This is a genomic window from Actinophytocola sp., from assembly GCF_036378875.1.
Taxonomy (GTDB): Bacteria; Actinomycetota; Actinomycetes; order Mycobacteriales; family Pseudonocardiaceae; genus Actinophytocola.
Genome location: NZ_DASUVO010000073.1, coordinates 186,527 through 209,336, shown reverse-complemented (window position 1 = coordinate 209,336; position 22,810 = coordinate 186,527). Strand labels below are relative to the sequence as shown.

Sequence of the window (22,810 nt, the reverse complement as noted above, 5' to 3'; positions counted from 1 at the left end):
TCTCTCCCTTCTTCTCAGACCGTGATCCGGTCGATGTCCGGCGCGTAGTCGTTCGGGTTGCCGAACTTCACGGTGTTGGCGCCTGCCTTGAGCTTCACCGGCACGACGACCCGCTGCGCCCGGTCCCAGTTGTCGTCGGCCGAGCCGGCCATCGGCAGCTGGGCGCTCACGCCGTTGACGGTGACGACGATCGTGCGGCTGGACGAGCCGTCCACGTAGTCGATCGCCATCAGGTAGGTCCCGTCCGCCGGCGCGGTCACGTTCGAGTACGTCAGCGACCCGCTGCCGCCGAGGTTGCCGACCTTGCCGCCGGCTGAGCAGCCACCGCAGCCGCCACGGGACGCGCCGCCGTCGACGGCGTTCTCCTGTGCCTCGGCCTCGTAGGAAACCGGTCCGGTCGGCGTGGTCACCTCGATCGCTTTGCTGGGCGCGGACTTCTTGCCGTCCTTGCCGACCGCCACGACGGAGAACGCGGTGGTGGTCGCCGGCGCGAGCCCGGACACGGTCGCCGACGTGTCCGAGGTGGACGCCACGGTCTGGTTGCCGGCCCGGATCTCGTAACGCGCGATCCCCCGGGAGTACTCCGACCTGTCCCAGGCGAGTGACACACTCGACGCGGTCGATCCTGTGCCGCGCACCAGAGTCGGCGTGGCGGGGAGCTTGCCGGCGTCGCGTGGCGTGACTCGCAGCAGCTGTGTGCCGTGCGTGGTGACCACGGTGCTGATGCCGTCGGTCGAGCCGAGGTCACGCTTGTTCCAGATGTCGCGCACGGCCGCCTTGCCGGTGATGCCGAGGTCGGCCCAGCTCGCGATGACCCGCTTCGGCACGTCGTCCAGGTTGAACAGCGCGACCACGTAGCTGCCGTCGGCCTGACGCGAGAACCACACCTGCTGGCGGGTGGCCTGGCTGAGCGGCTTCGCGGGACGCCCGGCCTGGTTGATCGCGATGACCTCGTCGTTGGTGATCAGTGAGAGCCCGTAGTCGTCCAATGTGGTCAGGTCGTCGCCGAGGTAGAGCGGCGAGGACTCGATGGCCCACAACGTCATGTAGCTCAGGCGCTCGGCCTCGTTCAGCCCGTCCATCTCGGCGTTGCCGACGTTGAGCGAGTCGAGGTTGTTCCAGCGGCCTGGACCGGCGTGCGGGATCCACTGCACGACGTCGTTCCACCGCTGCTTCACGGAGCTGTTCCAGGTGACGAGCGTGTCGCAGTAGCACTCGACGTCCGTGTCGACGCGCCAGCCGTTGGTGTGGTTCTTCCAGACGTCCACTTTGGTCGGCGACAGCGCCCACGAGATCAGGAACTCGATCGGCCGGCCGGTCTGGTCGAGTGCCCTGCGGTACGCCTTGACGTCCTCGGTGTTGTCGTAGTTCTCGCCGCCCTTGAACGAGCCGGGGCCGACACCGTCGAGCTTCAGCAGGTCGACGCCCCAGCCGGCAAGGAGATCCGCGACCGAGTCGATGTACGCCTGCGCGCACGGGTTCGAGAAGTCGATCTTGTAGGCCTGGTCCCAGCCGTTGGTCGTGCGCAGATCCGGGTAGACGATGTCGCGGGTGTGGCAGTTGTCGGTGCCATAGATCGGGGAGTCGCCGTTGTTGTACGCGCCGGTGTAGAGGCCGACCGCGAGGTAGGAGCCGAGTTTGAGCCCCTTCCGGTGCACGTGGTCGCCCAGCCACTTCATGCCGTGGGGGAACTTGGCCGGGTCCACGCGCGGACGGGCGTACTGGTCGAAGTCCTTGTGCCAGCCGGCGTCGACGTTCACATAGGTGTAGCCGTGTCTCTTGAGCTTGGCGGCCATCACGTCGGCCTGCTTCACGACGTTGGCCTCGTTCAGCCAGCTCGCCGGGCCGTTCGGGTTGACGCCAGGATAGTTGGTCGCCTGCAGGCTCCAGCTACTCCATCCCATGTACGGCTTCTCGGCAATGGTGGTCGGGGCGGGCGCGGCCGCCGCTGGCGCCGCGGCGGGCGCCACGACCGGGGTCAACGCGAGGGCGGCAAGCCCCGCGACCCATTTCCTCATCTGCACACCTTTCGTTGAACTCACGCGACTCTGCGGTCATCCATGGCGTTGCGGTCCCACGCGATCCCCAACCCCGGCTCGTCGGGTGCGACGGCCTGACCGTCCACCACGGACAGATCACGGGTGGTGATCGCGCGCAGCTGCGGGATGTGCTCGACGAACCGGCCGTTGGGCACGGCGGCGGCGAGGCTCACGTGCAGCTCCATCAAGAAGTGCGGACAGACGTCGACGCCGAACGCCTCGGCGAGGTGCGCGACCTTGAGCCACGGCGTGATCCCACCGACGCGCGCGACGTCGACCTGCACGACGGAGGCCGCGCCGCGCTGGAGGTACTCGCGGAACTGCGCGACCGAGTAGAGCGACTCCCCCACCGCGATCGGGATGCCGGTGGCGCGGGCGAGTCGGGCGTGCCCCTCGACGTCGTCGGCGGGCAACGGCTCCTCGAGCCACCCGAGGTGCAGCGGCGCGAACAACTCGGCGCGCCGGATGGCCTCGGCGCAGGTCATCGACTGGTTGGCGTCGACCATGAGCGCGAACCTCGGCCCGACCGCCTCACGCACCGCCTGAAGCCGTTCGAGGTCCTCGACGGCGGACGGCTTGCCGACCTTGACCTTGACGCCCTGCCACCCCGCGTCGGCGGCAGCCTTCGCGCCGGTCACGAGATCGTCGGTGGACAGTTGCAGCCAGCCGCCCTCGGTGTCGTACATGGGAACGTGCGGCTGATACCCACCGGCGACGCGCCACAGCGGCTCGCTCTGCCGGCGGCACCGCAGGTCCCACAGCGCGGTGTCGACGGCGGCGAGCGCGAGCGAGGTGATGGCGCCGACCATGGTCGCCCTGGTCGAGGAGAACAGGTCCCGCCAGATCCACTCGATCCGCCTGCTGTCGACGCCGATCAGCCGAGGGAGCAGGTGATCGTTGAGAAGCGCCAGCACGGAGGATCCGCCGGTGCCGATCGTGTACGAGTAGCCGAGGCCGGTCGCGCCGTCATCCGTGGCCAGCTCGACGAAGATTGTCTCCTGACGCTGGAAGGCCTGAACCGCGTCCTGCCGAACCCGCTCGACGGCCACATCCACGAGAAACGCCTCCGCAGCCCGGACGACAGCCACCGTCCACCCCCAGTCTCGATTATCGTGGATCCTATAGGATCTACGGCTTGAATTGTTGGTCTACATCCGCGCAGCTGTCAAGAGATCTCTCGCCGACCAGAGCCACCGCCCGCCATGTCGGCGGGCCTGCGCGGTGCACCTGCAGGCAACGCGACGCGGGCGACCGATCCCATGCTGGGACGGCCGCCCGGTCAAGCCGATGGTGCTAACAACGGGCGTTTCGTGGCGGGAGTACGCGGTCGGTGACGTAGCGGCTCACATGGTCGATCACGCACGGGTTGGCCATGGCCGCGAACAGGTTGTGGCCGGGGCCGTCGTGGTAGATCGTGCGGCTGCCGGGGACGGCGGCGACGGCTCGTGCGGTCGGACTGAACTCGAGCCAGGTGCCCGCGCCCAGCATCGGCGGCAGCGTGGCGGGCAGTGGCGCGGGCGGGTTGGTCACCGGCGCGGGCCAACCGACGCAGGTCGTCGGCAGGTGCCAGCCGAGGGGGAACGCTGCGCCGATGTTGGGGGCGACACGGTCGAGGCGTGCGACGGAACGTGCGATGTCCGCGTGGTCACGAGGGCGGGGGTAGTCCAGGCACTCCTTGACACCGCCGCCGACGAATCCTGGGTAGGGATCGCTGCCGGACGCGGCGAAGCCGGACGCGTCGCCGGCCTCGGCGGCGCCGATGGCGTTCAGCAGGGCCGGCCAGCCCTCCGGGCCGCGCGTCACCTTCATCATGCCGAGCGCACGCAGCTGTGTGCCGTCGTAGCGAGCGGCGCCGGCCGGGATCGGTGCGACGTCGGCCCTGGCGACCAGCGCCTGCCAGCGTTGCTCGGTTCCCGGCCCGGCCCAGTCGAGGAACCGCTCCAGGTACCGGTCGAAGTCGCGTGCGATCGTCTCGAGCTCCCGCGACCAGCTGCGCACGCCGTGGTTGGCGGTGCCGTCGATGTAGATCGTGCGCACCCGCTCGGGGAACTGCCGGGCGTAGGCCTGCGCGATGATGCCGCCGTACGAGGTGCCGATGAAGTTCATCATGTCCTCGCCCAGCGCCTGGCGGATCGCATCGGCGTCGCGGGCGTCGCTCGCGGAGTCCATGTGGTCGAACAACTCCGGATCACTCGCCCGGCACTGGTCGCCCCTGGCGCGGTTGGCCGCGGCGAGCCGGTCGAGCTCCGCCTGGTCGGCCGGGAACGGCGGCGTCCGTAGCTTGCCCCAGTCGCAGTCCAGCACGGGGCTGCTGAGTCCGGGGTAGCCACGCGGGTCCCAGGTGACGACGTCCATGGAACGCCGGATCGTGTCGAAGATCTGCGGGCGGGAGCGCATGATCGCGATCTGGTTGCCCTGCGGCCCGCCGAAGTTGATCATTACCGTGCCTCGCTTGGGTCCGGTGGCGGGCAGCCGTGCCACCTTCAGCGTGATCACACGGCTGCCGGGCTCGGCGAGCGGGACGTTCAGGTCGGTGCACTGGAGCGGAACCGAGCCGGCATCGGGGCAGGGTTGCCAGTTCAGCTGACGCGACGCGACATCCGCGGCTGGTGGTGCCACGAGCGCGAGCGCGAGAAGGATCTTGAGCATGCCGCCACGCTAGGAACCGGCCGGACCCGTGCGCTGTCAACGATCGTCGCCCGCGGTGTTCACCAAAGTAGCGCCGTCTCGCATGTTCCGTGGGGCTGTTCCGTGCCTGGGCAGCAGGTACACCAGGACGACCGCGAGGACGGCCGCGGTCAGAGTGGCGAATGACGCCATGGCCAAGCCGTGGGCCGGGGCGCCGGTCTGGTCGAGGGCGGCGAAGTACACGACCCCGATGACGGCGACCCCGAGCGCGCCGCCGACCTGCTGGGCGGTCGAGAGCACGCCCGAGGCGACACCGGCGTCTCCGGGGTCGATCCGGCTCAGCACGGCGCCCAGCGACGGGGTGATGAGCAGGCCGCCGCCAGCGCTCTGCAGCATGAGCGTCGGGATGACCACCTCCGGGGTGAACGGGGCACCGCTGACGAGCAGGACCGCGGTGGCGGCGTACCCGAGTACGAGCACGAGCGCGCCGATCTCCAGGACGCGGCGGCCGTGGACCGGGACCAGCCTCCCGGCGATCAGGCTGAAGACGAAGAACGTGGCGGCCGCGGGTGTGTAGACCAGGCCCGCCTGAAGGGCGGACATGCCCAGCCCGTCCTGCAGCGAGAGGGACAGGACGAGGTAGTAGGAGGTCACCACGGTGTAGATGACGAGGACCAGGAGGATCCCGACCGCGAACGACCGTGCCCGGAACAGGGAGATCCGCACCAGGGGCGCGCCACCGCGGGCCGCGATCCGGCGTTCGAGGATGACGAAGGCGGCCAGACACGGCACGCTCGCGGCCAGGCATGCCCATGCCCATCCGGGCCATCCCGCCTGGTGGCCCTGGATCAGCGGGAAGGTCACGAGGAACAGGGCGACACTGAGCACGGCCGCTCCCCGCAGGTCGAGCCGGCGTGCCTGATCCGCCGTGGACTCCGGCAGCCACGCCGCCGCCAGGAGCATCGTGGCGAGCCCGATCGGCACGTTGATCCAGAACACCGGCCGCCAGCCGGACCCGAGCACGTCGGCCCCGATCAGCAGCCCGCCGACCAGCTGTCCCGCGATGGAGGCGAGCCCGAGCACCACGCCGAGCACCCCGAACGCACGGTGCCCGGTCCCGCTCGTGGACGAGCACGGTGAGGAACGCGTAGACCTGGGGCAGCATCAGCGCCGCCCCCAGCCCCTGGACGAACCGCGCGCCGATGAGCACGGAGGCGGTCTGCGCCAGCGCACACACGACCGAGGCCGCCGTGAAGACACCCATGCCGGCGAGGAAGACCCGGCGACGGCCCAAGGCGCCCGCCGGTGATGAGCAGAACCGCGTAGGTGAGCTGGTACCCGGCCAGGATCCATGCAGCTGACCGTCGGTGGCCCGCAGGTCAGCCTGGATCGAGGGCCCGGCGACGATCACGATGAACGAGTCGAGGGTCGCCATGAACGCCCCGACCAGCACGACCGAGACCGCACCCCACAGCGTGACCCGGCCGGTCACGGCTGCGCCGCCTTGCCGTCGAGCAGGCCGGCGAGACCCTTGACGACTTCCGTGGCCATCACCGCCTGCCCGGCCGCGGCGAAGTGGATGCGGTCCGCGCTCAGCAGCTCCGGGCGGTCGTTGACCGGGTGGTCCCACATGTCGACCAGGACCGCACCGTGATCGGCGGCCAGGCCACGGGTGATGTCGTTGACCCGAAGCACCCGGTCGTGCCAGTCCGGGTATCGCGGCACGACGAACGCCCTGCCCAGGGTGAACACCGTCAGCCGCGCCCCGGTCCCGGCGGCGAGCTCGAACACGCGCCCCAGTTCGTCCGCGATGGTCGGGTAGTCCGGCTCGGGCCGGAACAGGTCGTTCGCCCCGCTGGGCAGGTGGACCAGGTCAGGGCCGAACTCGACGAGCCGGTCCAGCTGCGTGTCCAGCGTTCTCGCGGTCGTCGCGCCGACCTCGGCGAGGTTGCGGTAGGCCAGGTCGGGGTGGACCCGGCGCAGGACGTCCGCGACCCGGTCGGGCCAGCCCATGCTGGCGTATCCGGGACTCGGGTCCCCCGTGCCGGCCGACAGGCTGTCGCCGATGGTCGCGAAGCGGCGCCACGGTGCCAGGACCAGCAGGTCGGCGGCCTGGGCCGCGGACAGGCAGTACGGATCGGACTCTTCGGTCAGTGGGACGGTTGCTGCGCTCATCAACAAACCGTACGATCGTTCGTACATATTGTGCAAGCGTCGAGAGAGCAGCCATGACCCCCGACCAACGACTGGTGCGCGGTGCGCGCTCCAGAAAAGCGATCACCCGGCACGCCGTGGACGTCGCGTCCGTGACGGGCCTCAACGGCCTGAGCCTCGGCAAGCTCGCCGACGATCTCGGGTTGAGCAAGAGTGGGGTGGCGGCCCTGTTCCGCACCAAGGAACAACTCCAGCTCGCCACCGTCGAGACCGCCAGGGAGGCTTTTCTGGACGCGGTCGTGCGGCCAGCCTCGGATGCGCCACCCGGCGTCACCCGGCTGCGCGTTCTCATCGAGCGCTGGATCTCCTACGCGGAGCAGCCGCTGTTCCCCGGCGGTTGTTTCTGGGCCGCGAACCTACCGGAATTCGACAGCCGCCCTGGCCCGATCCGCGACGCCCTGCGGCGTCAGCACCAAGCCTGGCTGGCTCTTCTCGCCGACGAGGTCCGCCACGCGACCGACGCCGGTGAGATCACCGACCCGGACCCCGACCTGGCCGCCTTCCGGATCGGGGCGGTGCTCACCGCGGCCAACATCGCCATGCGTCTCGACGAACCGGACGTCGCGAACAAGGTCCGCCGTCTGCTCGAGGATTTCCTCGGCTGAGTCGTCAAAGCTCCGCGATCCGTACGTCGTGGCCGTCGTCGGAGAGGAACGACGCCAGTTCCCGTCCCTGCTCGGCGACGGCGGTGTGCTCGGCTCGGGAGAAACGGCGCAGCGGAGTGACGGTCACCGTGCCCGCCTCGACGGTCCAGGTCGCGGCGACTCGGCCGTCGACCAGCGCGACACGCGCGCCGGCGACCGACAGTCCACGGTGGACGTCGTCGATGATCCGGCCGCGGTCGTGGTAGCCGAGGATCGCGTTGTCGAAGGCGGGCAGGAACCGGACCGGGGCGGGCGTGTCGGGGTCGGGGCGCGGGGCGTCCGGGAGGTCGACCAGTTCCCGGCCACGCTCGTCGCGAAAGGTGACGAGCTTCTCGCGGATCGCGGCCACCGCGTCGGGGAGTCCGGCGAGGCCCGACCAGGCACGCAGATCGGCTACGGCAGCGGGTCCGAACGCCGCCAGATAACGCCGCACCAGCGCTTCGCCGACCGGATCGGAGCCATCCGGGGCGAGCGGGTCGATCTCGCGCCCCAGCCACGAGGCGAGCGGCACGGTGCGCACGCCTGCCTTCACCCGCCACAGCCCGCGCGGTGGCAGCTGCACCACCGGGACAAGGGCGGCGATCGCCATCTCACCCAGTGCCCGCGGTCCCGTGTCCGGCCAGCGCGCGGCGAGCGTGCGGCCGACCTCGGCCATCGAGCGGGGCTCTTCGTCGGCCAGCAGCGCCCGCGCCGCCACCGCGAGCTCCTCGAGGTCCACACCGTCGAACTCGCGGCGGTAGACCCCGAGCACCCGTTGGCGCAGCATGGCGCCGTGGCGGGCGCGCCAGGCCAGGGTGTCGTCACCGGTGACGAGGTGGATCGTGCGGCGCATGAGGTGGGTCCGCACCACGCGCCGCCCGGTCACCAGGTCGTCGAGTGTGGCCGGGTCGAAGGCGCGGAGCCGTGACCACAGCCCGATGAACGGTTCCTGCGGTTCCTGCGCCTGCATGCCGCACAGGTGCGCCACGGCGTCGAACACCGTCAGGTCGGCGCGGTCGAGCAGCAGCTGCCGGGCGAGCGTCGCACGGTTGAGCGCCCTGGTGTCGAGCACGGTCATGACGCAACAGTCGCAGAAGAAGCGGTCAGGCTGTGTCCTCTACGCCGGACAGACTTCCGAGATGGACCCTCAAAGGCAGTGACTCCCAGGCGCGCAACGTGTTGTTGAGGTGCCGGCGCGGTGGGGCGGCGAGTTCGAACCGCTCCACTCGCCGGGCCAACGCGGTCAACAACGCCTCGGCCTCCAGTCGGGCGACGTGTTGGCCGACGCACTGGTGGATGCCGGTCCCGAACCCGACGTGTCCGGACGGGTCCCGGTCCAGGTAGAACACGTCCGGGGCCGACCACCGGCGCGGATCGCGGTTCGCCGCTCCCAGGAACAGCAGGATCTTGCCGCCCGCCGGAATCGGGACACCGCCGAGCATCCGGTCGACCGTCGCGGTGCGGAAGAAGGTCTGCACCGGGGACTGCCACCGGATCGCCTCGTCGAACGCCACCCGCGCCAACGCGGGTTGGTCACGCACACGCTGCCACTGCTCGGGATGCCTGGCGAACGCGTACAGCACGGCCGCCAGGCCGTGCACCGTGGTGTCCACTCCGGCCGTCAGCAGTGACCGCACCACGCGCGGGGCCTGTTCGTGGGTGATGTCGCCGTGATCGGCGGCGGCCCAGATGCGCGCACCGAACCCGTCCGCGTTCAACGCGGTTCGCGCGCACTGGGCGGCGATCCACGCCGACAGCTCCGGCACCCGAGGTTCTCCCTTGGCCACCAGGGCATTGCGCGGACCGAAGGCGTTGAACGCGTGGTCGCCGTAGGGCAGCAGGTGCTCCCGGCCTTGTTTGCCGATGCCGACCGCGTCAGGGAACACGCGCAGCGGGAACGCCTCCGCCAACGCGGTGACCCCGTCGAGCACCTCCCCGGTGTCGGCGAACACCTCGTCCACCAGCTGGTCGGCGTCGGCGAACCACGCGTCCCGCAACCTGCGCAGCTCGCGCGGGCCGAGGACGGACGTCAGCACCGCGCGGGGCGCGTCGTGGTGTGGCGGGTCCGCCTCGAGCAGCAGACTGGGCGGCCGCCACGGCTCCTCCTCGCGGAAGTTCGACAGGCCGACCCCCGCCGACGACTCGAAACGCTGCCAGTCCGTCAACGCCTCGTGGACCTCGGCGTGGCGGGCGGCCGCGTGCACGCCGTAGCGTCTCAAGTAGACGACCGGCCCGGCATCGCGCAGGGCCGCGTGCATGCCGTCGGGTTCGGCCAGCACCCCCGGCGCGAACGGGTCGACGTCCACCGTGGTCATGGTGTCGTCCTTCACAGGTCGAGCACGAGGCGGTCGGACAGGGCACGGGACACGCACAGGAACATCCGGTCGCGCTCGCCGTCGTCGGTGAGAGAGTCCCGGTGGTCCGGCTCCCCCGCGAGCACCGTGGTCTCACACGTGCCGCAGGTGCCCTGCCGGCACGACGACAGCACCGGCACGCCGGCCGCCCGCACCACGTCCAACACGGACTGTCCGTTCGAGACGGTCACCTGCGGGCCGGAACGCTTCAGTTCCACGGAGAACGGCGCGGTCCGCACGGGCGCGGGCAACACCTTCGGCACGAACCGCTCGCTGCGCAGCAAACCCGGCGGCCAGCCCGTGCACAACCGCTCCACCGCGGCCAGCAGCGGCGCGGGGCCGCAGCAGTACACCTTCACGTCGGCGGCCGGTTCAGGCAGATGGGCGGCCACGTCGAGAAGGCCGCACTCGTCCTGCGGGACGATCGTGACGCGGTCGCGGTGGGCTGCCAACTCGTCGGTGAACGCCATCGACGACCGGGTGCGTCCCCCGTACAGCAGGTGCCAGTCCGTACCGAGCAGATCGGCCTGACGCACCATCGGCAACAGCGGCGTGATCCCGATTCCGCCCGCCACGAACAAATACCGGCGCGCGGGGGCGAGCGCGAAGTTGTTCCTCGGCCCGCCGAAACCCACCACGTCACCGACCTCGAGCCGATCGTGGACGAACGCCGAACCACCCCGCCCGTCCGGTTCGCGCAGCACGCCGACGCGGTAGGTGTGCGTGTCCCACCTGTCCCCACACAGTGAGTACTGGCGGACGACGCCGTTCGGCAGCCGCAGATCGATGTGCGCGCCGGGCGTCCAGTCCGGCAACCGCCCACCATTCGGGTGCGCGAGGTCCAGACTCACCACGCCCCCGGCGACCCGCCGCTTCGCCGTGACCCGCAACTGGCTTGCTGTGTCAGCCATTGACACTCCTCGCTCCCGAACTACGAGGAGCATCAACGGCCGAACGCGTCGCCCTCCACCCGATTCTCACTCAGCGAGATAGCGTCTCCCGCATCCGCGTGATCCCGTGCGCCGCCGTCTGCAGCGCCGGCACCACCCGATGCGCCTCCCGGTTGTTGGGCACCACCACCGCGAGCGCGGCGTCCACCACACCGGCCCCGTCCCGCACCGGTACCGCCACGCCGGCGGCGTCGACGTGGATGTGCCCACGGCACACCACCGAACCGTTCCGGCGTACCTCGGCCAACACCTTTCGCAACCGCCCCCGGTCGGTGATCGTCTGGTCGGTGAACCGCCGCAACCGTCCCGAAAGGACCTCCTCCTGCACGTCAGGCGGGGCGAACGCGAGCAACACCAGTCCACCCGACGACGCGTGCAGCGGCAGCCGCCCCGCGATGGGCGTCAGGTTGATGACCGCTCCCGGCGCGGACAGTCGTTCCACGAACAGGACCTCGGTGCCCTCCCGGACCCCGAGCTGGACGTGCTGACCGACGACCGCGTGCAGGTCCTCCATGAACGGCATGGCGGCCTCGCGCAACCCCACGGTCGGCGAGGCCCGGGACGCGACCTCCCACAGCCGCACCCCGATCCGTACCCGCCGGTCCTCGGTGCGTTCCAACCACCCGGACCCGACCAGCTGCTCCACCTGCCGCGACACGGTCGCCACGTGCAGTCCGCTCCGCCGCGCGATCTCCGAAACCCCCAACGCCCGCTCCCCCGCCGCGAACGCCTCCACGATTCGCACGACCCGCGACACCACCGACTCGCCAACCACATCAACAGTCTGCGACACGCCGCCGGGCGGGCGTGCTCACCCGGCTGTCGACTTGCTCCGCAGGACGAGGTCCCAGTCGACCGTCCTTGCCCAGTCGGCATAGCTGTGCCACCGCACGTCCGGGTACCTGGCGTGCAGCCCGTCGACGTCGACGAACTCGGTGTTGTCCTCGAACATCTGGAACATGTCGGCCACCTCGTCGCCGGCCCAGTGCCGGACCTGGTCCAACGGCATCCGCTGGTAAGGGATCTCGCGGTCGAGCACCTTGCTCAGGATCCGGGCCGCCTCCTCACCGGTCACGCGATCGGACACCACGTCGATCCGCTCGCCGACGAACCGGCCAGGATGCTCGATGGCGTGCACGGCGAGGCCGGCGATGTCCCGGACGGTCACCTGGTCCAGCGGCTTGCCGGCGGAGAGCGGGTTGGCCAGGACGCCGTCGGTGAGGCGACTGAACCCGACGTTGAGGACGTTCTCCATGAAGTACACCGGCCCGAGGACGGTCGCCCGGACCTGCTGCTCCCGCAGGTACGCCTCGACGAGCTGCTTGCTGTCGGCGTGGTCGATGTCGGTTTCCACCATCCGGTCGGCGCCGCGGACCGAGGAGTAGACAAGGTGCGCGCCGGTGCGCGCCACGACGTCGACCAGCAGGCGCCCCTGGGCGACCTCCTCGTCCTTGCCGCCGGATCCGAACGGCACGGAGAGGCCGAAGATCGCGTCGACGCCGTCGGTGGCCCTGGCGAGTGCGTCCGGGTCGGCCAGGTCGCCGGTGGCGAGCATCGCCCCAGCGTCGGACAGTGCCAGCGCGGACGGCGACTCGGGTGACCGCACGTAGGCGGTGACGTCGTGTCCACGGTCGAGCAGCAGGTCGGCAACGGCGCCACCCTGCTTCCCGGTGGCGCCGATGACGAGAACGGTGGTCACAGATGAGCTCCTTGATCGCATTTCGTGGACGGCGCCGATTCTCTGGCCTCAACCTCGGTTGAGGTCAAGCGTTACGGTTCCGCCCATGCCGAGACCCCGCACCACGTTCCACGAACTCACCGTCGGGCAGGTCGCCGACCGCAGCGGCGTCGCGATCTCCACGCTGCACTTCTACGAGCGCCAGGGCCTCCTGCGCAGCACCCGGACGGCCAGCAACCAACGCCGCTACAGCCGCGACGCACTACGCCGGGTCGCGTTCATCCGGGCATCCCAACACGTCGGCATCTCACTGAAGGTGATCCGCGATGCCCTGGACCAACTGCCGAGTGAACGCACCCCGACCCGCGAGGACTGGGCCCGCCTGTCGGCGGCATGGCGAGTCGAGCTCGACACGCGCATCGAACAGTTGCAGGCACTCCGGGACGACCTCACGGACTGCATCGGCTGCGGCTGCCTGTCACTGAAAATCTGCCACCTGACCAACCCGCGCGACATCCTGGGCCGCGAAGGCCCCGGCCCACGCCGCTTACCACAAGGGCCGCAAGCCTGACGGGCCGCGGCCACTCTGCGGGCAATGTCTCGAAAGACGCGCTCATGTCGTTGAACGTCCCCATCGCGTCTTTCATGACACCGGCCCAGCGGGTCCAAAAGCGGCACTAGCCAGTAGCGATACCATGGCCGGCAGGCGCTGGAGGGCGCCGCCGGGTCCGCGGGCAGGACAGAGTCCACCTCCACCAGTGCACGAGTCGCCGCCCATGACGATCTCTTTCGACCCCGACGCGGACCGCGGGGCAACGAAGGAGACGTCATGCCCGACCTGCCCGCCCGCCCGAACCTCGCCCAGTTGCGGCACCAGGCCAAGGACCTCCTGCACGCCGCTCAGCGCGGCGACCACGACGCGCTCACCCGTGTTCGGGCGGTGTCCGACCGGGTCATCCTCGCCTCGGCACAACTCGCGCTCGCCCGTGACTACGGGTTCTCGAGTTGGGCCAAGCTCAAGCTGGAGGTCGAGCGCCGGGACATCCTTAACAACCGCGACCTGTCCCGCCTGAGCGAGCTGCTGGCCGAACATCCCGAGGTGGCCACCACCAGGATGGAACACTGGAGTGACCACAGGAGAGGCGCCGACGTGCTCGGCTACCTGGCCACGCTGTGCCTGGACCACGAACGACTCGGCCTGCCACGCGAACTGCCCGGCACCGGCACCATGGCGGCCGCGTTGATCGCTGCAGGAGCGCCCGTCGACGGACACCCCGGCGACCGGGAAACCCCGCTGATCACCGCCGCCAGCTACGGTGACGCCGAGGTGGCCAAGGTCCTCATCGAGGCCGGCGCCGACGTCGACGCCGTCTCCACACCGGACTCCGGCGGCGTGCCCAGCGGCAGCGCCCTGCAGCACGCGGCGGTCTTCGGCATGACCGAGGTCCTCGACCTCCTGGTAGCCGCCGGCGCCCGCGTCGACAGCCTGGAAATGGCCGCCGCGGCAGGCGACATCAGCGGCTCGCCCCTGGACCGGTCCACTCGACAGAGCCGCCTGCGGGCACTGGTGTTCGCCGCCGACCACCAACGGCTCGAGGTCATCGACCAACTCGTGGCCGCCGGCACCCCGGTCAACGAACCGGACGCGAAATGGCAGCGGCTGCCGCTGCACATCGCCGCCGGCAACGGCAGACCCGCCGCCGTCCGACGGCTACTCACCCACGGCGCGGACCCGAACCTCCGCGACCCCGCCCGACACCGCACGCCGCTGGAATGGTGCCCAGCCAGTCCCGACAGCCCAGGGCACAACGAGGTCGTGGCCATCCTCCAGTCCCTCATGGATTCACCGACATGACCAAGCGGCGGCGCGACATGGCAGCGACAGCCGTCGAACTGCCGCTCGCCGGCCTCACCGCCGACGTGGCGACCACCAGGTCCGCGATCCAGGCCGCCCGACCAGGAACCGTTGTCGTGGCGCGCTCCTACGGCGGCGCGGTGGTCTCCTACGCGGCAGCCAGACTGTCCATCGTGACACCGGCCTATCGGACGATCCCGACGACGTATGTGGTCTGCGCCAACGACAACGCCATCCCCGCCGACTCGCAACGCACGATGGCGGCACGCGCGGAAACTGTGGTCGAATGGCCGACCGACCACCGCCCGTTCGTTACCCGCCCGGGAGCCGTCGCCGATCTGGTGGCCGGCTACACGACCTGAGAATTGGACTAGACCACTGCGACCGATCGGCGGTGTGGTGAGACGGAATGTTTGGGCACCATGGCATCGCGTACATCGAGGAGGTACAAGCCATGCGCGTCCTGACCACCGCCAGCCTCGCCGCGGCCGCCGTCATCGCACTCGTCACGCCCGGCGTGGCGCAGGCGACGAACTGGATCACCGTGGGCCCCTACGCCGAACAGGCGCCCTGCCAGGTTGACATGGAACAAAAACGACAGGTCTATCCGGCCTGGGGGTGCTACTTCTCCAACGGTGGCTGGTACTTCCAGTACAACCGGGTCTGACGGACACGCCATGGCCCTCGTGACAGAGCACGAGGGCCGTGGCGTTCCCGGTCGAGTGCTAGCCCAGGCCGTTGCGCATCGCGGTGATCAGCTCACCGTTTCCGGTGTCGCCGGACAGTTCCCAGAAGAAGGCGCCGCCGAGGCCCTGGGTCCTGGCCCAGGACATCTTGCCGCCGATCGTGGCCGGGGTGTCGTAGCTCCACCACTCGCTTCCGCACTTCGCGTATGCCGTGCCGGCGACCGTTCTGTTGGCGGGGCAACGGTTCTTGAGAACCTTGTAGTCCTCGATGCCCGCCTCGTACGTGCCCGGCGCGGCGCCCGTCGCGGAACCACCCGGGGCCTCCTGGGTGACGCCGGTCCAACCGCGGCCGTAGAACCCGATGCCCAGCAACAACTTGCTCGCCGGGACGCCCTTGCTCTTCAGCTTCTGGATCGCGGCGTCGGAGTTGAAGCCGGCCTGCGGGATACCGGTGTACGACGTCAACGGCGAGTGCGGGGCGGTCGGGCCCTGCGCGTTGAACGCGCCGAAGTAGTCGTAGGTCATCACGTTGTACCAGTTGAGGTACGCCGACGCGCCGCCGTAGTCGGCCGCGTCGATCTTGCCGCCGTTCGAGCCGTCGGCGGTGATCGCGGCGGTGACCAGGTTGCCAGAGCCGAAGCGGGCACGCAGTGCCTGCATCAGGTTCTTGAACGCGGCCGGGCCGCTGCTGTCACAGGACAGACCACAGGCGTTCGGGTACTCCCAGTCGATGTCGATGCCGTCGAACACGTCGGCCCAGCGCGGGTCCTCGACCAGCCGGTAGCAGGAGTCGGCGAACGCGGCCGGGTTCGCCGCGGCCTGACCGAAGCCGCCGGACCAGGTCCATCCGCCGAAGGAGAACAGGACCTTGATGTGCGGGAACTGCCGCTTCAGCTTGCGCAGCTGGTTGAAGCTGCCGCGCAACGCGCCGGCGTCCCACGTGTCGGCCACGCCGTCGACGCTGTTGGCCGCGGTGTAGGCCATGTCGTAGTCGGCGTAGGCGTCACCGATGGCGCACTGCCCGTTGGTCACGTTGCCGAACGCGTAGTTGATGTGCGTCAGCTTCGCGGCCGACCCGCTCGTGACGATGTTCTTCACGAAGTACTGGCGGCCGTAGACGCCCCACTGCGCGAAGTAGCCGAGGTTCTTGAGGCCGCCGGGGTTCGGCGGCGGATCGGTGGGTGGCGGGTCCGTGGGTGGCGGGTCGGTGGGTGGTGTGCCACCCGCGTCGCACGAGCCGCCGTCCAGCTTGCAGTTGGCCGGCGCGGCGTAGGCGCCCGAGTAGGCGACGTTGAAACCGAAGCTCACCGAGGCGCCCGGCGCGATGCTGCCGTTCCAGGTGTTCTTGACGGTCACGTGCTGGCCGCTGGCCGTGTAGCCGCCGTCCCACAGGCTGGAGATCCGGTGGCCGGACGGCAGGTCGAACTCGACCTGCCACGACGAACGTGCCGACGAACTGCCGTTGGTGATCGTGTACTTGCCCTCGTAACCGGTGCCCCAGTCGGCACCCTTGGTGAAGCTCGCCGAGACACCGCCCGCGCCGGACGCGGGCGCCGCGGTGACACCGAGCACGAGCGCGACCGTGGCGGTACAGATCCCCACCATGTGGGGCCATTTCAGCTTGGACATCAGACTCCTTGCAACAGGGACGGAGCGTTGCCCCAACATGTGGTCTAGACCACAAGGGATGCAAGGGTCCAGACCATTTTGTCACTCCAACGGCCTAACGGAGACGATCAGGACTTTTCTTTAGGGAACTTTCCGGTTCGTGGGGGCCCGCGGGGGCCGTAACATCTGGTGAGGGGACGACCACACTCCCGAAGGGTGCGCCATGTCCGACGGCTACCGCGTGTCCACGCCATCGCTTGTCCGGCTCGCCGGCACATTCACCGGACAACAGAAGGGCGTTCAACAACTCGGCGGTCCCGTTCAGCAGAGCGCGGCGGCCGTCGACACCGGAGAGGCCGCCCTGGACGCCGAGACGCGGACACTGATCGACACGATCAACACCCTGTTCGGCCAGTTCGGCCAGGGACTGGAGCTGACGGGGACCATCCTGACGGAGATCGCCGAGGACTACGACACGAGCGACCTCGACTCCGCCGAGGACATGAACCGGATCGCCGCCGAAGATCTCGGCGTGCGCACGGACGTGCCGCAGGTGTGACATGGCTGACCCAGAGGGTTTCGGATCGTCGGAGAGTGTGCAGACGCTCGGCGCCGCCGCACGGCAGACCGGCGGTGAGCTGGAGCGGCTGACCGAACAGGTGAACCGCGATGTCATGGACACCGTGCCGGACAGGTGGGGCGGTGACGCGGCCAGCGCCATGCAGCGGCACTGGTACCGGTTCAGCATGGCGATCAAGGGCATCGGCAGTCCGCTCGACACCTACGCCAAAGGGCTCGAGGTCGCCGCCAAGTCCATGGCGCGAGCCAGGCAGGAACTCGAGGACGCGCGTCGGTTCGCCGACAGGAACGGCCTGTTCATCCAGCCCGACCTCACGGTGCGCGCGTACATGTCGGATCGGCAGGACGCGGCGGCGTTGATCGGCATCGCGCAGACCAAGGTCAATGGCGCGAAGCAGCTCGCCGACGAGGCTCGCACGCAGATCCGGACCGCCAACACGATGCTCGAGAAGCACGCGGTGCAGGCAAAGCAGGAAATGCAGGAGATCATCGACGCGATGAGCGGGGGCGGAGGCGGCAGGCGCGGTGGCCGACGCCTCGGTATCCGCCGCCAGGGTCGACGCGACACGGACGACCAGCTCGATTGGGGGGTCGAGGGCCGGATCCGGCTGCCTCGGAAGGGCGCGGGTGACTGGGTCGAGGGCCGTCCGGGCCACGGCGTATGGGTGCCACACCGACCCGGCGACTACGGCCTGCACCCCGGCGAGTCGATCCGCTGGCGCGACGGCGTCCCGGACCTGTCCGAGCACCGGCTCCCACTTGATCGGATACCGGGCGCGAGGGAACCGAACCTGACCGGGATGCGACTGACCGGCGAGGGCTCCGTGGACAACAAGCTGGGCGACGAGGCACTCGCTCGACAGTTCGGCAGAGGGTGGACGCCGGAGAGCGTGAAGGCGTGGCGGAACGAGAACGACCTCATCTACCACCACTACTCGACCTCGGAGCTGCAGTTGGTGCCCGGCCGGATCCACCGCGCGCTACCGCACCAGGGCGGCGCGTCGGAGGCTCGCTGACCACTCTCGATCGCCATGCGTCCAGAGCCACGCGGGTGCGGCGTACTCCTTGACGATGACCTCGACGTGTTTGAGGCTCAGCTGCTCGATCGGCGCGACGAGCCCATGGAGTCGGTTCGAGATCAGCGCGACGACATCCGCGTCGAGGTGGTCGACGACCGCCTGACGGATCGCCGGATTGTCGGTGAGCCGGTCGAGATCGACGATCAGGTTGCCGACGAGCCCGAGTGGGCCGCGGCCGGCGAGGCCGAAGTCCAGGCCCATCCGGACTCTGATCCGGTCGCGGTAACGCTCGTTGTCCTCGGCGAACCGCATTGACGCGGCCATCAGCAGGCCGGGGAGCGCGCGAGTCGGGTCTGTCGCCGGAGGCAGGACGAGGGACATGCTGTCGCCCGACATCCCTCCGTACAGCACAGTGCCGAGCTGGATGCCGACGTCGCCCAACACCCCCCGCATCAGCGCGAGCAGCCGCTGCTGCGCGTCCTGCCGCACACGCGCCGGCCGGCAACCGTAGCCGACGATGTCGACGCCAAGGCCGAGCGCGGGCGTGAGGGCACCTGGGCGTCGGTTCAGATCGAAGGTAACCATGACGTGGAACGCTCCTGGAATATCATATCGACGTGGCGGGAGAAGCAGGCTCAAGCGTGCAACGCCGAGGACAAGCCCGTCCACGATCTTAGAAAGGGCGACGCGTCCAAGAAACCCAGAGATCGCATTCTGCGAACAAGATCGGAGTCAAGGTGATGTCTCGCGGCAGCCGAGATCCCGACACTCCGCGGTCTTATTTTCGCGACCTGCTTCGCGAAGCAGAGAAACTCGGCATGAACAAACGCAGTTGGTACGCGGCCGCCAGCAACCTGGCAAGCGAGGAAGGGGTAACGGATTTCATCGCCGTGTCGACCTTCTACAACTGGTTCGCGAAACGCGATCGCATCTCCGACTGGGAGTGGAGTCACAGCATTCGGTTCGTTGTGTACGCAGCCGTTGGCGTGCAAGAAAAAGCATGGAAGCCATGGCAGGAAAGGTGGCACTCTCTGCAGACTTCTGGTCGCCGCGCCACAGCTTCCATGGAAGAGCCACCGGGCATCTCCCGCTCCTTTCCCGCGCCGAGCCAGTTACCGCCGCCGCCGGGCCACTTCATCGGCAGGCGTGACGCACTCACCCAGTTGACCGCGGCCATGGACGACGCGGCTGGCGCGGGCGAAACAGTGGTCATCTCGACGATTACCGGGCCGGGCGGGGTGGGCAAGACGTGGCTTGGCCTGCAATGGGCACATCAACACCGCCACCTTTTTCCGGACGGGCAACTGTTCGTCGACCTGGGAGGGTTCAGTCCCGACGGAGAACCGACAGCGCCGACGGTCGCGGTGCGGTACTTTCTCGACGCCTTCGGTGTCGAGCCCGCTCTGGTTCCGGGGACGTTCGAAGCGCAGGTGGGGCTGTATCGCACAATGGTGGCGAACAGACGAATGCTGATCATGTTGGACAACGCCAAGGACAGCGCTCATGTCGCTTCCCTGCTGCCAGGCAGTCCGACCTGCACCGTGCTGATCACCAGCCGCGACAAGCTCATCGGGTTGAATGCCACCCAGGGCGCTCGCCGCGTGGACCTGGATGTGCTCACCGATGAGGAGGCCGACGAACTGCTGGCAGACCGTCTTGGTCGACAGCGCCAGAAGACCGAGAGCCAGGCGGTCGCTGAACTGATCGCATACTGTGCGGGACTGCCGTTGGCGTTGGGCATCGTGGCCGGCCGCGCTGCTGAGCATCGCGCGTTCCCGCTGGCTACCTGGGTCGACGAGCTTCGGGACTCCGCCACCCGCCTGGACACCCTCGACACCGGTGATCCCACGGCCAGCTTGACGGCGGTGTTGTCATGGTCGACCGCGACGTTGGCCACGGAACAAGCCGAGACGTTCGCACTACTCGGCCTGGCGCCGGTGCCGGACATCAGTACGGCGGCCGCGGCGGACCTGAACGGACTGCCCGTTTCCCGGACCAAGGTCGCGCTCGAAGCCCTGGAGCGGGTGTCCCTGATCCAACAGCATGTGCCCGGCCGATGGCGAATGCATGACCTCGTTCGCCTGCATGCCAAGGACCAGGCCGCGAAGCACCTTTCCGAGCCCGTCCAGCTGGCGGCGCTCCGGCGAATCGGCGACTTCTACGTGCACACCGCCTACGCCGCCGATCAACTACTCGACCCGCACCGCGAGTCGGTCGAGCTCGCCCAACACGCGCCCGGTTGTCATCCGCACGCCCCGCAGGACACGGCGACGGCGTTGGCCTGGCTCGACACCGAACACCCCGGTCTGCTGGCAGCGCAACGTCTGGCCGTCGCCATGGGGTGGCACACACCGGTGTGGCAGTTGGCCCCGGCACTGCACACCTACCACTGGCGGCGGGGACGCCTGTCCGATCAGGTCGCCGTTGGTCGCGCCGGACTGAACGCGGCCCGGCACCTGGGGGACCCGGCTGTCCAGGCCCTGGCACATCGGTTGCTCGCGGAGGCATGTGCCCTGCTGGGACAGCATGCCGAGGCCCTCGACCATCTCGACCGGGCCATGACCCTGGCGACACACGCCAGAGATATGCCCAGCCAAGCTCACACGCAGCGAATTCTCGCATGGGCCTGGGGTCAGCAGGGAAATGTCGCGTTGGCGTTGAAGCACGCCGCCCGCTCCCTGCAACTGTTCCAGACGCTCGGCAACCAGGAGTGGGAGGCCCGCGGGCTCAACCAGACAGCCTGGTACGCCGGGCACACAGGTCAGTACGAGCAGGCCCGCACCTACTGCGAGGCAGCTCTCAAACTCCACCGCGACCATCAGAACCGCAACGGCGAGGCGCTGTCGCTCGGTATCCACGCCTACCTGGCCTTCTGGACCGGGCAGTACCGCCAGGCCCTGGACTACAGCGGCCGATCGATCGCTCTGCACCGCGACATCGGCAATACCTACTACGAAGCCGACATCCTGACCACGCTGGGGCAGGCGCACGCCGCCATGGGCGAGCACGCGCGGGCCCGCGACGCGTGGCACCAGGCCCTGCGGTTGTACAAGACCCAGAACCGAACGAAAGAAGCGGCGGGCGTCCAACAACTACTTGGGGAAACGTGACGACGTCTCACGCTCGGTCTGGTCAGAGAGCCGACCGGACCAGGTCGTTGGCCGCGTTGGCCAGGCGCACGAACTCGACCTCGTCGAGCATCGGTCCGAACGCGTTGTACGCACCGACGCCGACGAACACGACGATGTGCGCCTCCACCTTCGTCACCGCGGCCGCGACGGTGAACCCACCCATGCCGTAGTCCTCGGCCGTGCCGACGGTCCGCGCGTAGCCCTCACCCACCACCCCGTCGACCCGGCTGGCGTACACGGTGGCCAAGAAGCCGTCCTTGTCCCGGTAGATCATCTCGGCGCAGGCCTCGAGTATCGCGTCGGCCCGCACGGGGTCGAAGTCCGGCACCTCGCTGGCACGCACGACGGTCTGCGTGTACCAGACGCCATGCTCGGCGTCACTCGCCTGGACCACCGCGATCGACTGGCTCTCCCTCACCGGCTCGACGTCACGCAACAGCTCCGAACACTCCGTCGGGTTGACCGTCTCCGGCATCTCCGACGTCGGCAGCTCGTCCAGCTCGGCCTGCGTCATGTTCGAGACGTAGAACCCCGTCGGGAAGTCGGCGGCGCCGAGCAACCCGGTTTCGAGCGAGGCGTCCGCGACCGGTGCGGGCTCGGGCGACTCCGCGAACACCACCGCGACGACGACGATCACCACCAGGAGGCCGACAGTCGCCCACATGCCGACGTTCTTCTTCTTGGGCGGCACATACACAGCCTGCTGCTGCTCGGTCACGTCTCTTACTCCCCAGGACGACAGGTGTTGTGCCCTGACCCCGAGCAGAGCTGAGGAGAGATTATCGGTCAGGGCAACAAGAAATTCACGGCAGCGACGTCACGCACGGGAGGTCGGCGAGCGCTGCTCACCCAGGGAGCACCGGCGCGTTCGGCGGCAGCCCGAAATGGCGACGTGCTTCCTCCTCCAGCGTGGCCGAGCCCGGCCCGTGACCACCACGCTCGGCCTGGAGTGCTTCCCGGGCACCCGCCGGAGTGAACATCCGCTCGATCGACGACACGTGCGCGGCGCCGTCACTCCCCCACCGGACTTTCGACAGCCGGTACGACCCCGGTTCACCGGTCACCGTGACCGCCATCGCGCCGCTGACAGCGGTGCCGCTGACCAGGGCGTCGCCGTCTCGTCCGTACTCGGCGCAGTGGGTGACCAGCCCGACCCGGATGTCGGTGCCCTGCCGCCAGATCTCGATCGGCTTCTCCGCACAGAACCACCGCGGTCGCAGATCCTGGCGTGACCCGGTGAGCATGCCGCCCCCGCTGACCTCCCGGCTTCGCGGTAGTTGTTCGTGGATCGTCGGTCGCACCGATTCGAGCAGCGCCTCGTCCATCGGCGGTTCGTCGCGTGCGAGCAGCCACCACGTCACCGCGACCGCGACCACCGCACCACCGGCCGCGAACCACCGAAACCGCCTCATAGTGGGCAGGACGCGCGCCGGCGCCACAGGTTGC

At 69.2% G+C, this 22,810-nt stretch carries 22 protein-coding genes and 1 pseudogene; 8 read left to right on the top strand and 15 right to left on the bottom strand.

Going from position 1 to position 22,810, the window contains the following annotated elements; all coding sequences use genetic code 11:
- Positions 1-14: 14 nt before the first annotated feature.
- From VF106_RS21105 to VF106_RS21085, 6 genes and pseudogenes are all read right to left on the bottom strand, one after another.
- Complete coding sequence (locus VF106_RS21105; protein ID WP_330841489.1) at positions 15-2,018, bottom strand: fibronectin type III domain-containing protein; 2,004 nt, start codon at positions 2,016-2,018, stop codon at positions 15-17.
- Between the two features lie 20 nt (positions 2,019-2,038).
- Complete coding sequence (locus tag VF106_RS21100) at positions 2,039-3,127, bottom strand: mandelate racemase/muconate lactonizing enzyme family protein (RefSeq protein ID WP_330841488.1); 1,089 nt, start codon at positions 3,125-3,127, stop codon at positions 2,039-2,041.
- 205 nt (positions 3,128-3,332) lie between these two features.
- Positions 3,333-4,688 carry an alpha/beta fold hydrolase gene (locus tag VF106_RS21095; protein ID WP_330841487.1) on the bottom strand — a complete coding sequence of 452 codons (1,356 nt, stop codon included), beginning with the start codon at positions 4,686-4,688 and terminating at the stop codon, positions 3,333-3,335.
- Between the two features lie 36 nt (positions 4,689-4,724).
- The gene (locus tag VF106_RS21090; RefSeq protein WP_330841486.1) at positions 4,725-5,762 is read right to left on the bottom strand and encodes an MFS transporter; all 1,038 of its coding nucleotides are present in this window, start codon (positions 5,760-5,762) and stop codon (positions 4,725-4,727) included.
- Between the two features lie 25 nt (positions 5,763-5,787).
- Positions 5,788-6,120: pseudogene (locus VF106_RS50945) on the bottom strand (MFS transporter); the annotation flags it as partial.
- A 35-nt stretch (positions 6,121-6,155) separates the two neighbouring features.
- Positions 6,156-6,842 (bottom strand): SGNH/GDSL hydrolase family protein, encoded by a 687-nt coding sequence (locus VF106_RS21085; RefSeq protein ID WP_330841485.1) that lies wholly within the window; start codon positions 6,840-6,842, stop codon positions 6,156-6,158.
- Positions 6,843-6,895: 53 nt separating this feature from the next.
- Here VF106_RS21085 and VF106_RS21080 point away from each other — a divergent pair, with 53 nt between their 5' ends.
- Positions 6,896-7,486: a TetR/AcrR family transcriptional regulator gene (locus tag VF106_RS21080; RefSeq protein WP_330841484.1), complete on the top strand. Its 591-nt coding sequence runs from the start codon at positions 6,896-6,898 to the stop codon at positions 7,484-7,486.
- 4 nt (positions 7,487-7,490) lie between these two features.
- Here VF106_RS21080 and VF106_RS21075 read toward each other — a convergent pair whose 3' ends face one another.
- The 5 genes from VF106_RS21075 to VF106_RS21055 form a co-directional block, all read right to left on the bottom strand.
- The gene (locus VF106_RS21075; RefSeq protein ID WP_330841483.1) at positions 7,491-8,582 is read right to left on the bottom strand and encodes a winged helix DNA-binding domain-containing protein; all 1,092 of its coding nucleotides are present in this window, start codon (positions 8,580-8,582) and stop codon (positions 7,491-7,493) included.
- Between the two features lie 25 nt (positions 8,583-8,607).
- Entirely contained in the window at positions 8,608-9,819 is a 1,212-nt protein-coding gene (locus tag VF106_RS21070; RefSeq protein ID WP_330841482.1) for a cytochrome P450, read from the bottom strand.
- A gap of 11 nt (positions 9,820-9,830) precedes the next feature.
- Positions 9,831-10,769, bottom strand: a complete 939-nt coding sequence (locus VF106_RS21065; protein ID WP_330841481.1) for a PDR/VanB family oxidoreductase — start codon at positions 10,767-10,769, stop codon at positions 9,831-9,833.
- A 70-nt stretch (positions 10,770-10,839) separates the two neighbouring features.
- On the bottom strand, positions 10,840-11,583 hold the full coding sequence (locus VF106_RS21060; RefSeq protein WP_330841480.1) for an IclR family transcriptional regulator: 744 nt from the start codon (positions 11,581-11,583) through the stop codon (positions 10,840-10,842).
- Positions 11,584-11,619: 36 nt separating this feature from the next.
- A complete protein-coding gene (locus VF106_RS21055; protein WP_330841479.1) occupies positions 11,620-12,507 on the bottom strand; it encodes an NmrA/HSCARG family protein in 888 nt (295 codons plus the stop codon).
- Between the two features lie 85 nt (positions 12,508-12,592).
- Between VF106_RS21055 and soxR the strand changes: the two genes are divergently transcribed.
- The 4 genes from soxR to VF106_RS21035 all read left to right on the top strand — a co-directional run bounded on the left by soxR (position 12,593) and on the right by VF106_RS21035 (position 15,008).
- Positions 12,593-13,057 (top strand): redox-sensitive transcriptional activator SoxR, encoded by a 465-nt coding sequence (gene soxR / locus VF106_RS21050; RefSeq protein ID WP_330841478.1) that lies wholly within the window; start codon positions 12,593-12,595, stop codon positions 13,055-13,057.
- Positions 13,058-13,315: 258 nt separating this feature from the next.
- Complete coding sequence (locus VF106_RS21045) at positions 13,316-14,341, top strand: ankyrin repeat domain-containing protein (protein ID WP_330841477.1); 1,026 nt, start codon at positions 13,316-13,318, stop codon at positions 14,339-14,341.
- Positions 14,338-14,703 (top strand): alpha/beta fold hydrolase, encoded by a 366-nt coding sequence (locus VF106_RS21040; RefSeq protein WP_330841476.1) that lies wholly within the window; start codon positions 14,338-14,340, stop codon positions 14,701-14,703. Before VF106_RS21045 ends, VF106_RS21040 begins: the two co-directional genes overlap by 4 nt.
- Before the next feature lie 47 nt (positions 14,704-14,750).
- Positions 14,751-15,008, top strand: a complete 258-nt coding sequence (locus VF106_RS21035; protein WP_330841475.1) for a hypothetical protein — start codon at positions 14,751-14,753, stop codon at positions 15,006-15,008.
- A 58-nt stretch (positions 15,009-15,066) separates the two neighbouring features.
- Here VF106_RS21035 and VF106_RS21030 read toward each other — a convergent pair whose 3' ends face one another.
- Positions 15,067-16,656, bottom strand: a complete 1,590-nt coding sequence (locus VF106_RS21030) for a glycosyl hydrolase family 18 protein (protein ID WP_330841474.1) — start codon at positions 16,654-16,656, stop codon at positions 15,067-15,069.
- Positions 16,657-16,858: 202 nt separating this feature from the next.
- Between VF106_RS21030 and VF106_RS21025 the strand changes: the two genes are divergently transcribed.
- Together VF106_RS21025 and VF106_RS21020 are read left to right on the top strand one after the other, a co-directional pair.
- Positions 16,859-17,194: a DUF6317 family protein gene (locus tag VF106_RS21025; protein ID WP_330841473.1), complete on the top strand. Its 336-nt coding sequence runs from the start codon at positions 16,859-16,861 to the stop codon at positions 17,192-17,194.
- A 1-nt stretch (position 17,195) separates the two neighbouring features.
- On the top strand, positions 17,196-18,230 hold the full coding sequence (locus tag VF106_RS21020; protein WP_330841472.1) for a hypothetical protein: 1,035 nt from the start codon (positions 17,196-17,198) through the stop codon (positions 18,228-18,230).
- On the opposite strand, the gene VF106_RS21015 is transcribed toward VF106_RS21020, so the two are convergent.
- Positions 18,195-18,818, bottom strand: coding sequence for a hypothetical protein (locus tag VF106_RS21015; RefSeq protein WP_330841471.1), 624 nt, complete (start codon positions 18,816-18,818; stop codon positions 18,195-18,197). The genes VF106_RS21020 and VF106_RS21015 overlap by 36 nt on opposite strands.
- A gap of 479 nt (positions 18,819-19,297) precedes the next feature.
- On the opposite strand from VF106_RS21015, the gene VF106_RS21010 reads away from it, so the two are divergent.
- On the top strand, positions 19,298-21,343 hold the full coding sequence (locus tag VF106_RS21010; RefSeq protein WP_330841470.1) for an ATP-binding protein: 2,046 nt from the start codon (positions 19,298-19,300) through the stop codon (positions 21,341-21,343).
- 22 nt (positions 21,344-21,365) lie between these two features.
- Here VF106_RS21010 and VF106_RS21005 read toward each other — a convergent pair whose 3' ends face one another.
- Together VF106_RS21005 and VF106_RS21000 are read right to left on the bottom strand one after the other, a co-directional pair.
- Positions 21,366-22,082: a hypothetical protein gene (locus VF106_RS21005; RefSeq protein WP_330841469.1), complete on the bottom strand. Its 717-nt coding sequence runs from the start codon at positions 22,080-22,082 to the stop codon at positions 21,366-21,368.
- 127 nt (positions 22,083-22,209) lie between these two features.
- Positions 22,210-22,776: a hypothetical protein gene (locus tag VF106_RS21000; RefSeq protein WP_330841468.1), complete on the bottom strand. Its 567-nt coding sequence runs from the start codon at positions 22,774-22,776 to the stop codon at positions 22,210-22,212.
- Between the last annotated feature and the right edge of the window lie 34 nt (positions 22,777-22,810).

What these genes read in the sequence shown, in the direction of transcription:
- VF106_RS21105 (WP_330841489.1), bottom strand. Translation starts at nt 2,018, where the DNA reads ATGAGGAAATGGGTCGCGGGGCTTGCCGCCCTCGCGTTGACCCCGGTC.
- VF106_RS21095 (WP_330841487.1), bottom strand. Translation starts at nt 4,688, where the DNA reads ATGCTCAAGATCCTTCTCGCGCTCGCGCTCGTGGCACCACCAGCCGCG.
- VF106_RS21085 (WP_330841485.1), bottom strand. Translation starts at nt 6,842, where the DNA reads ATGAGCGCAGCAACCGTCCCACTGACCGAAGAGTCCGATCCGTACTGC.
- VF106_RS21080 (WP_330841484.1), top strand. Translation starts at nt 6,896, where the DNA reads ATGACCCCCGACCAACGACTGGTGCGCGGTGCGCGCTCCAGAAAAGCG.
- VF106_RS21075 (WP_330841483.1), bottom strand. Translation starts at nt 8,582, where the DNA reads ATGACCGTGCTCGACACCAGGGCGCTCAACCGTGCGACGCTCGCCCGG.
- VF106_RS21070 (WP_330841482.1), bottom strand. Translation starts at nt 9,819, where the DNA reads ATGACCACGGTGGACGTCGACCCGTTCGCGCCGGGGGTGCTGGCCGAA.
- VF106_RS21065 (WP_330841481.1), bottom strand. Translation starts at nt 10,769, where the DNA reads ATGGCTGACACAGCAAGCCAGTTGCGGGTCACGGCGAAGCGGCGGGTC.
- soxR (WP_330841478.1), top strand. Translation starts at nt 12,593, where the DNA reads ATGCCGAGACCCCGCACCACGTTCCACGAACTCACCGTCGGGCAGGTC.
- VF106_RS21045 (WP_330841477.1), top strand. Translation starts at nt 13,316, where the DNA reads ATGCCCGACCTGCCCGCCCGCCCGAACCTCGCCCAGTTGCGGCACCAG.
- VF106_RS21040 (WP_330841476.1), top strand. Translation starts at nt 14,338, where the DNA reads ATGACCAAGCGGCGGCGCGACATGGCAGCGACAGCCGTCGAACTGCCG.
- VF106_RS21035 (WP_330841475.1), top strand. Translation starts at nt 14,751, where the DNA reads ATGTTTGGGCACCATGGCATCGCGTACATCGAGGAGGTACAAGCCATG.
- VF106_RS21030 (WP_330841474.1), bottom strand. Translation starts at nt 16,656, where the DNA reads ATGTCCAAGCTGAAATGGCCCCACATGGTGGGGATCTGTACCGCCACG.
- VF106_RS21025 (WP_330841473.1), top strand. Translation starts at nt 16,859, where the DNA reads ATGTCCGACGGCTACCGCGTGTCCACGCCATCGCTTGTCCGGCTCGCC.
- VF106_RS21020 (WP_330841472.1), top strand. Translation starts at nt 17,196, where the DNA reads ATGGCTGACCCAGAGGGTTTCGGATCGTCGGAGAGTGTGCAGACGCTC.
- VF106_RS21015 (WP_330841471.1), bottom strand. Translation starts at nt 18,818, where the DNA reads ATGGTTACCTTCGATCTGAACCGACGCCCAGGTGCCCTCACGCCCGCG.
- VF106_RS21010 (WP_330841470.1), top strand. Translation starts at nt 19,298, where the DNA reads ATGGAAGAGCCACCGGGCATCTCCCGCTCCTTTCCCGCGCCGAGCCAG.
- VF106_RS21000 (WP_330841468.1), bottom strand. Translation starts at nt 22,776, where the DNA reads ATGAGGCGGTTTCGGTGGTTCGCGGCCGGTGGTGCGGTGGTCGCGGTC.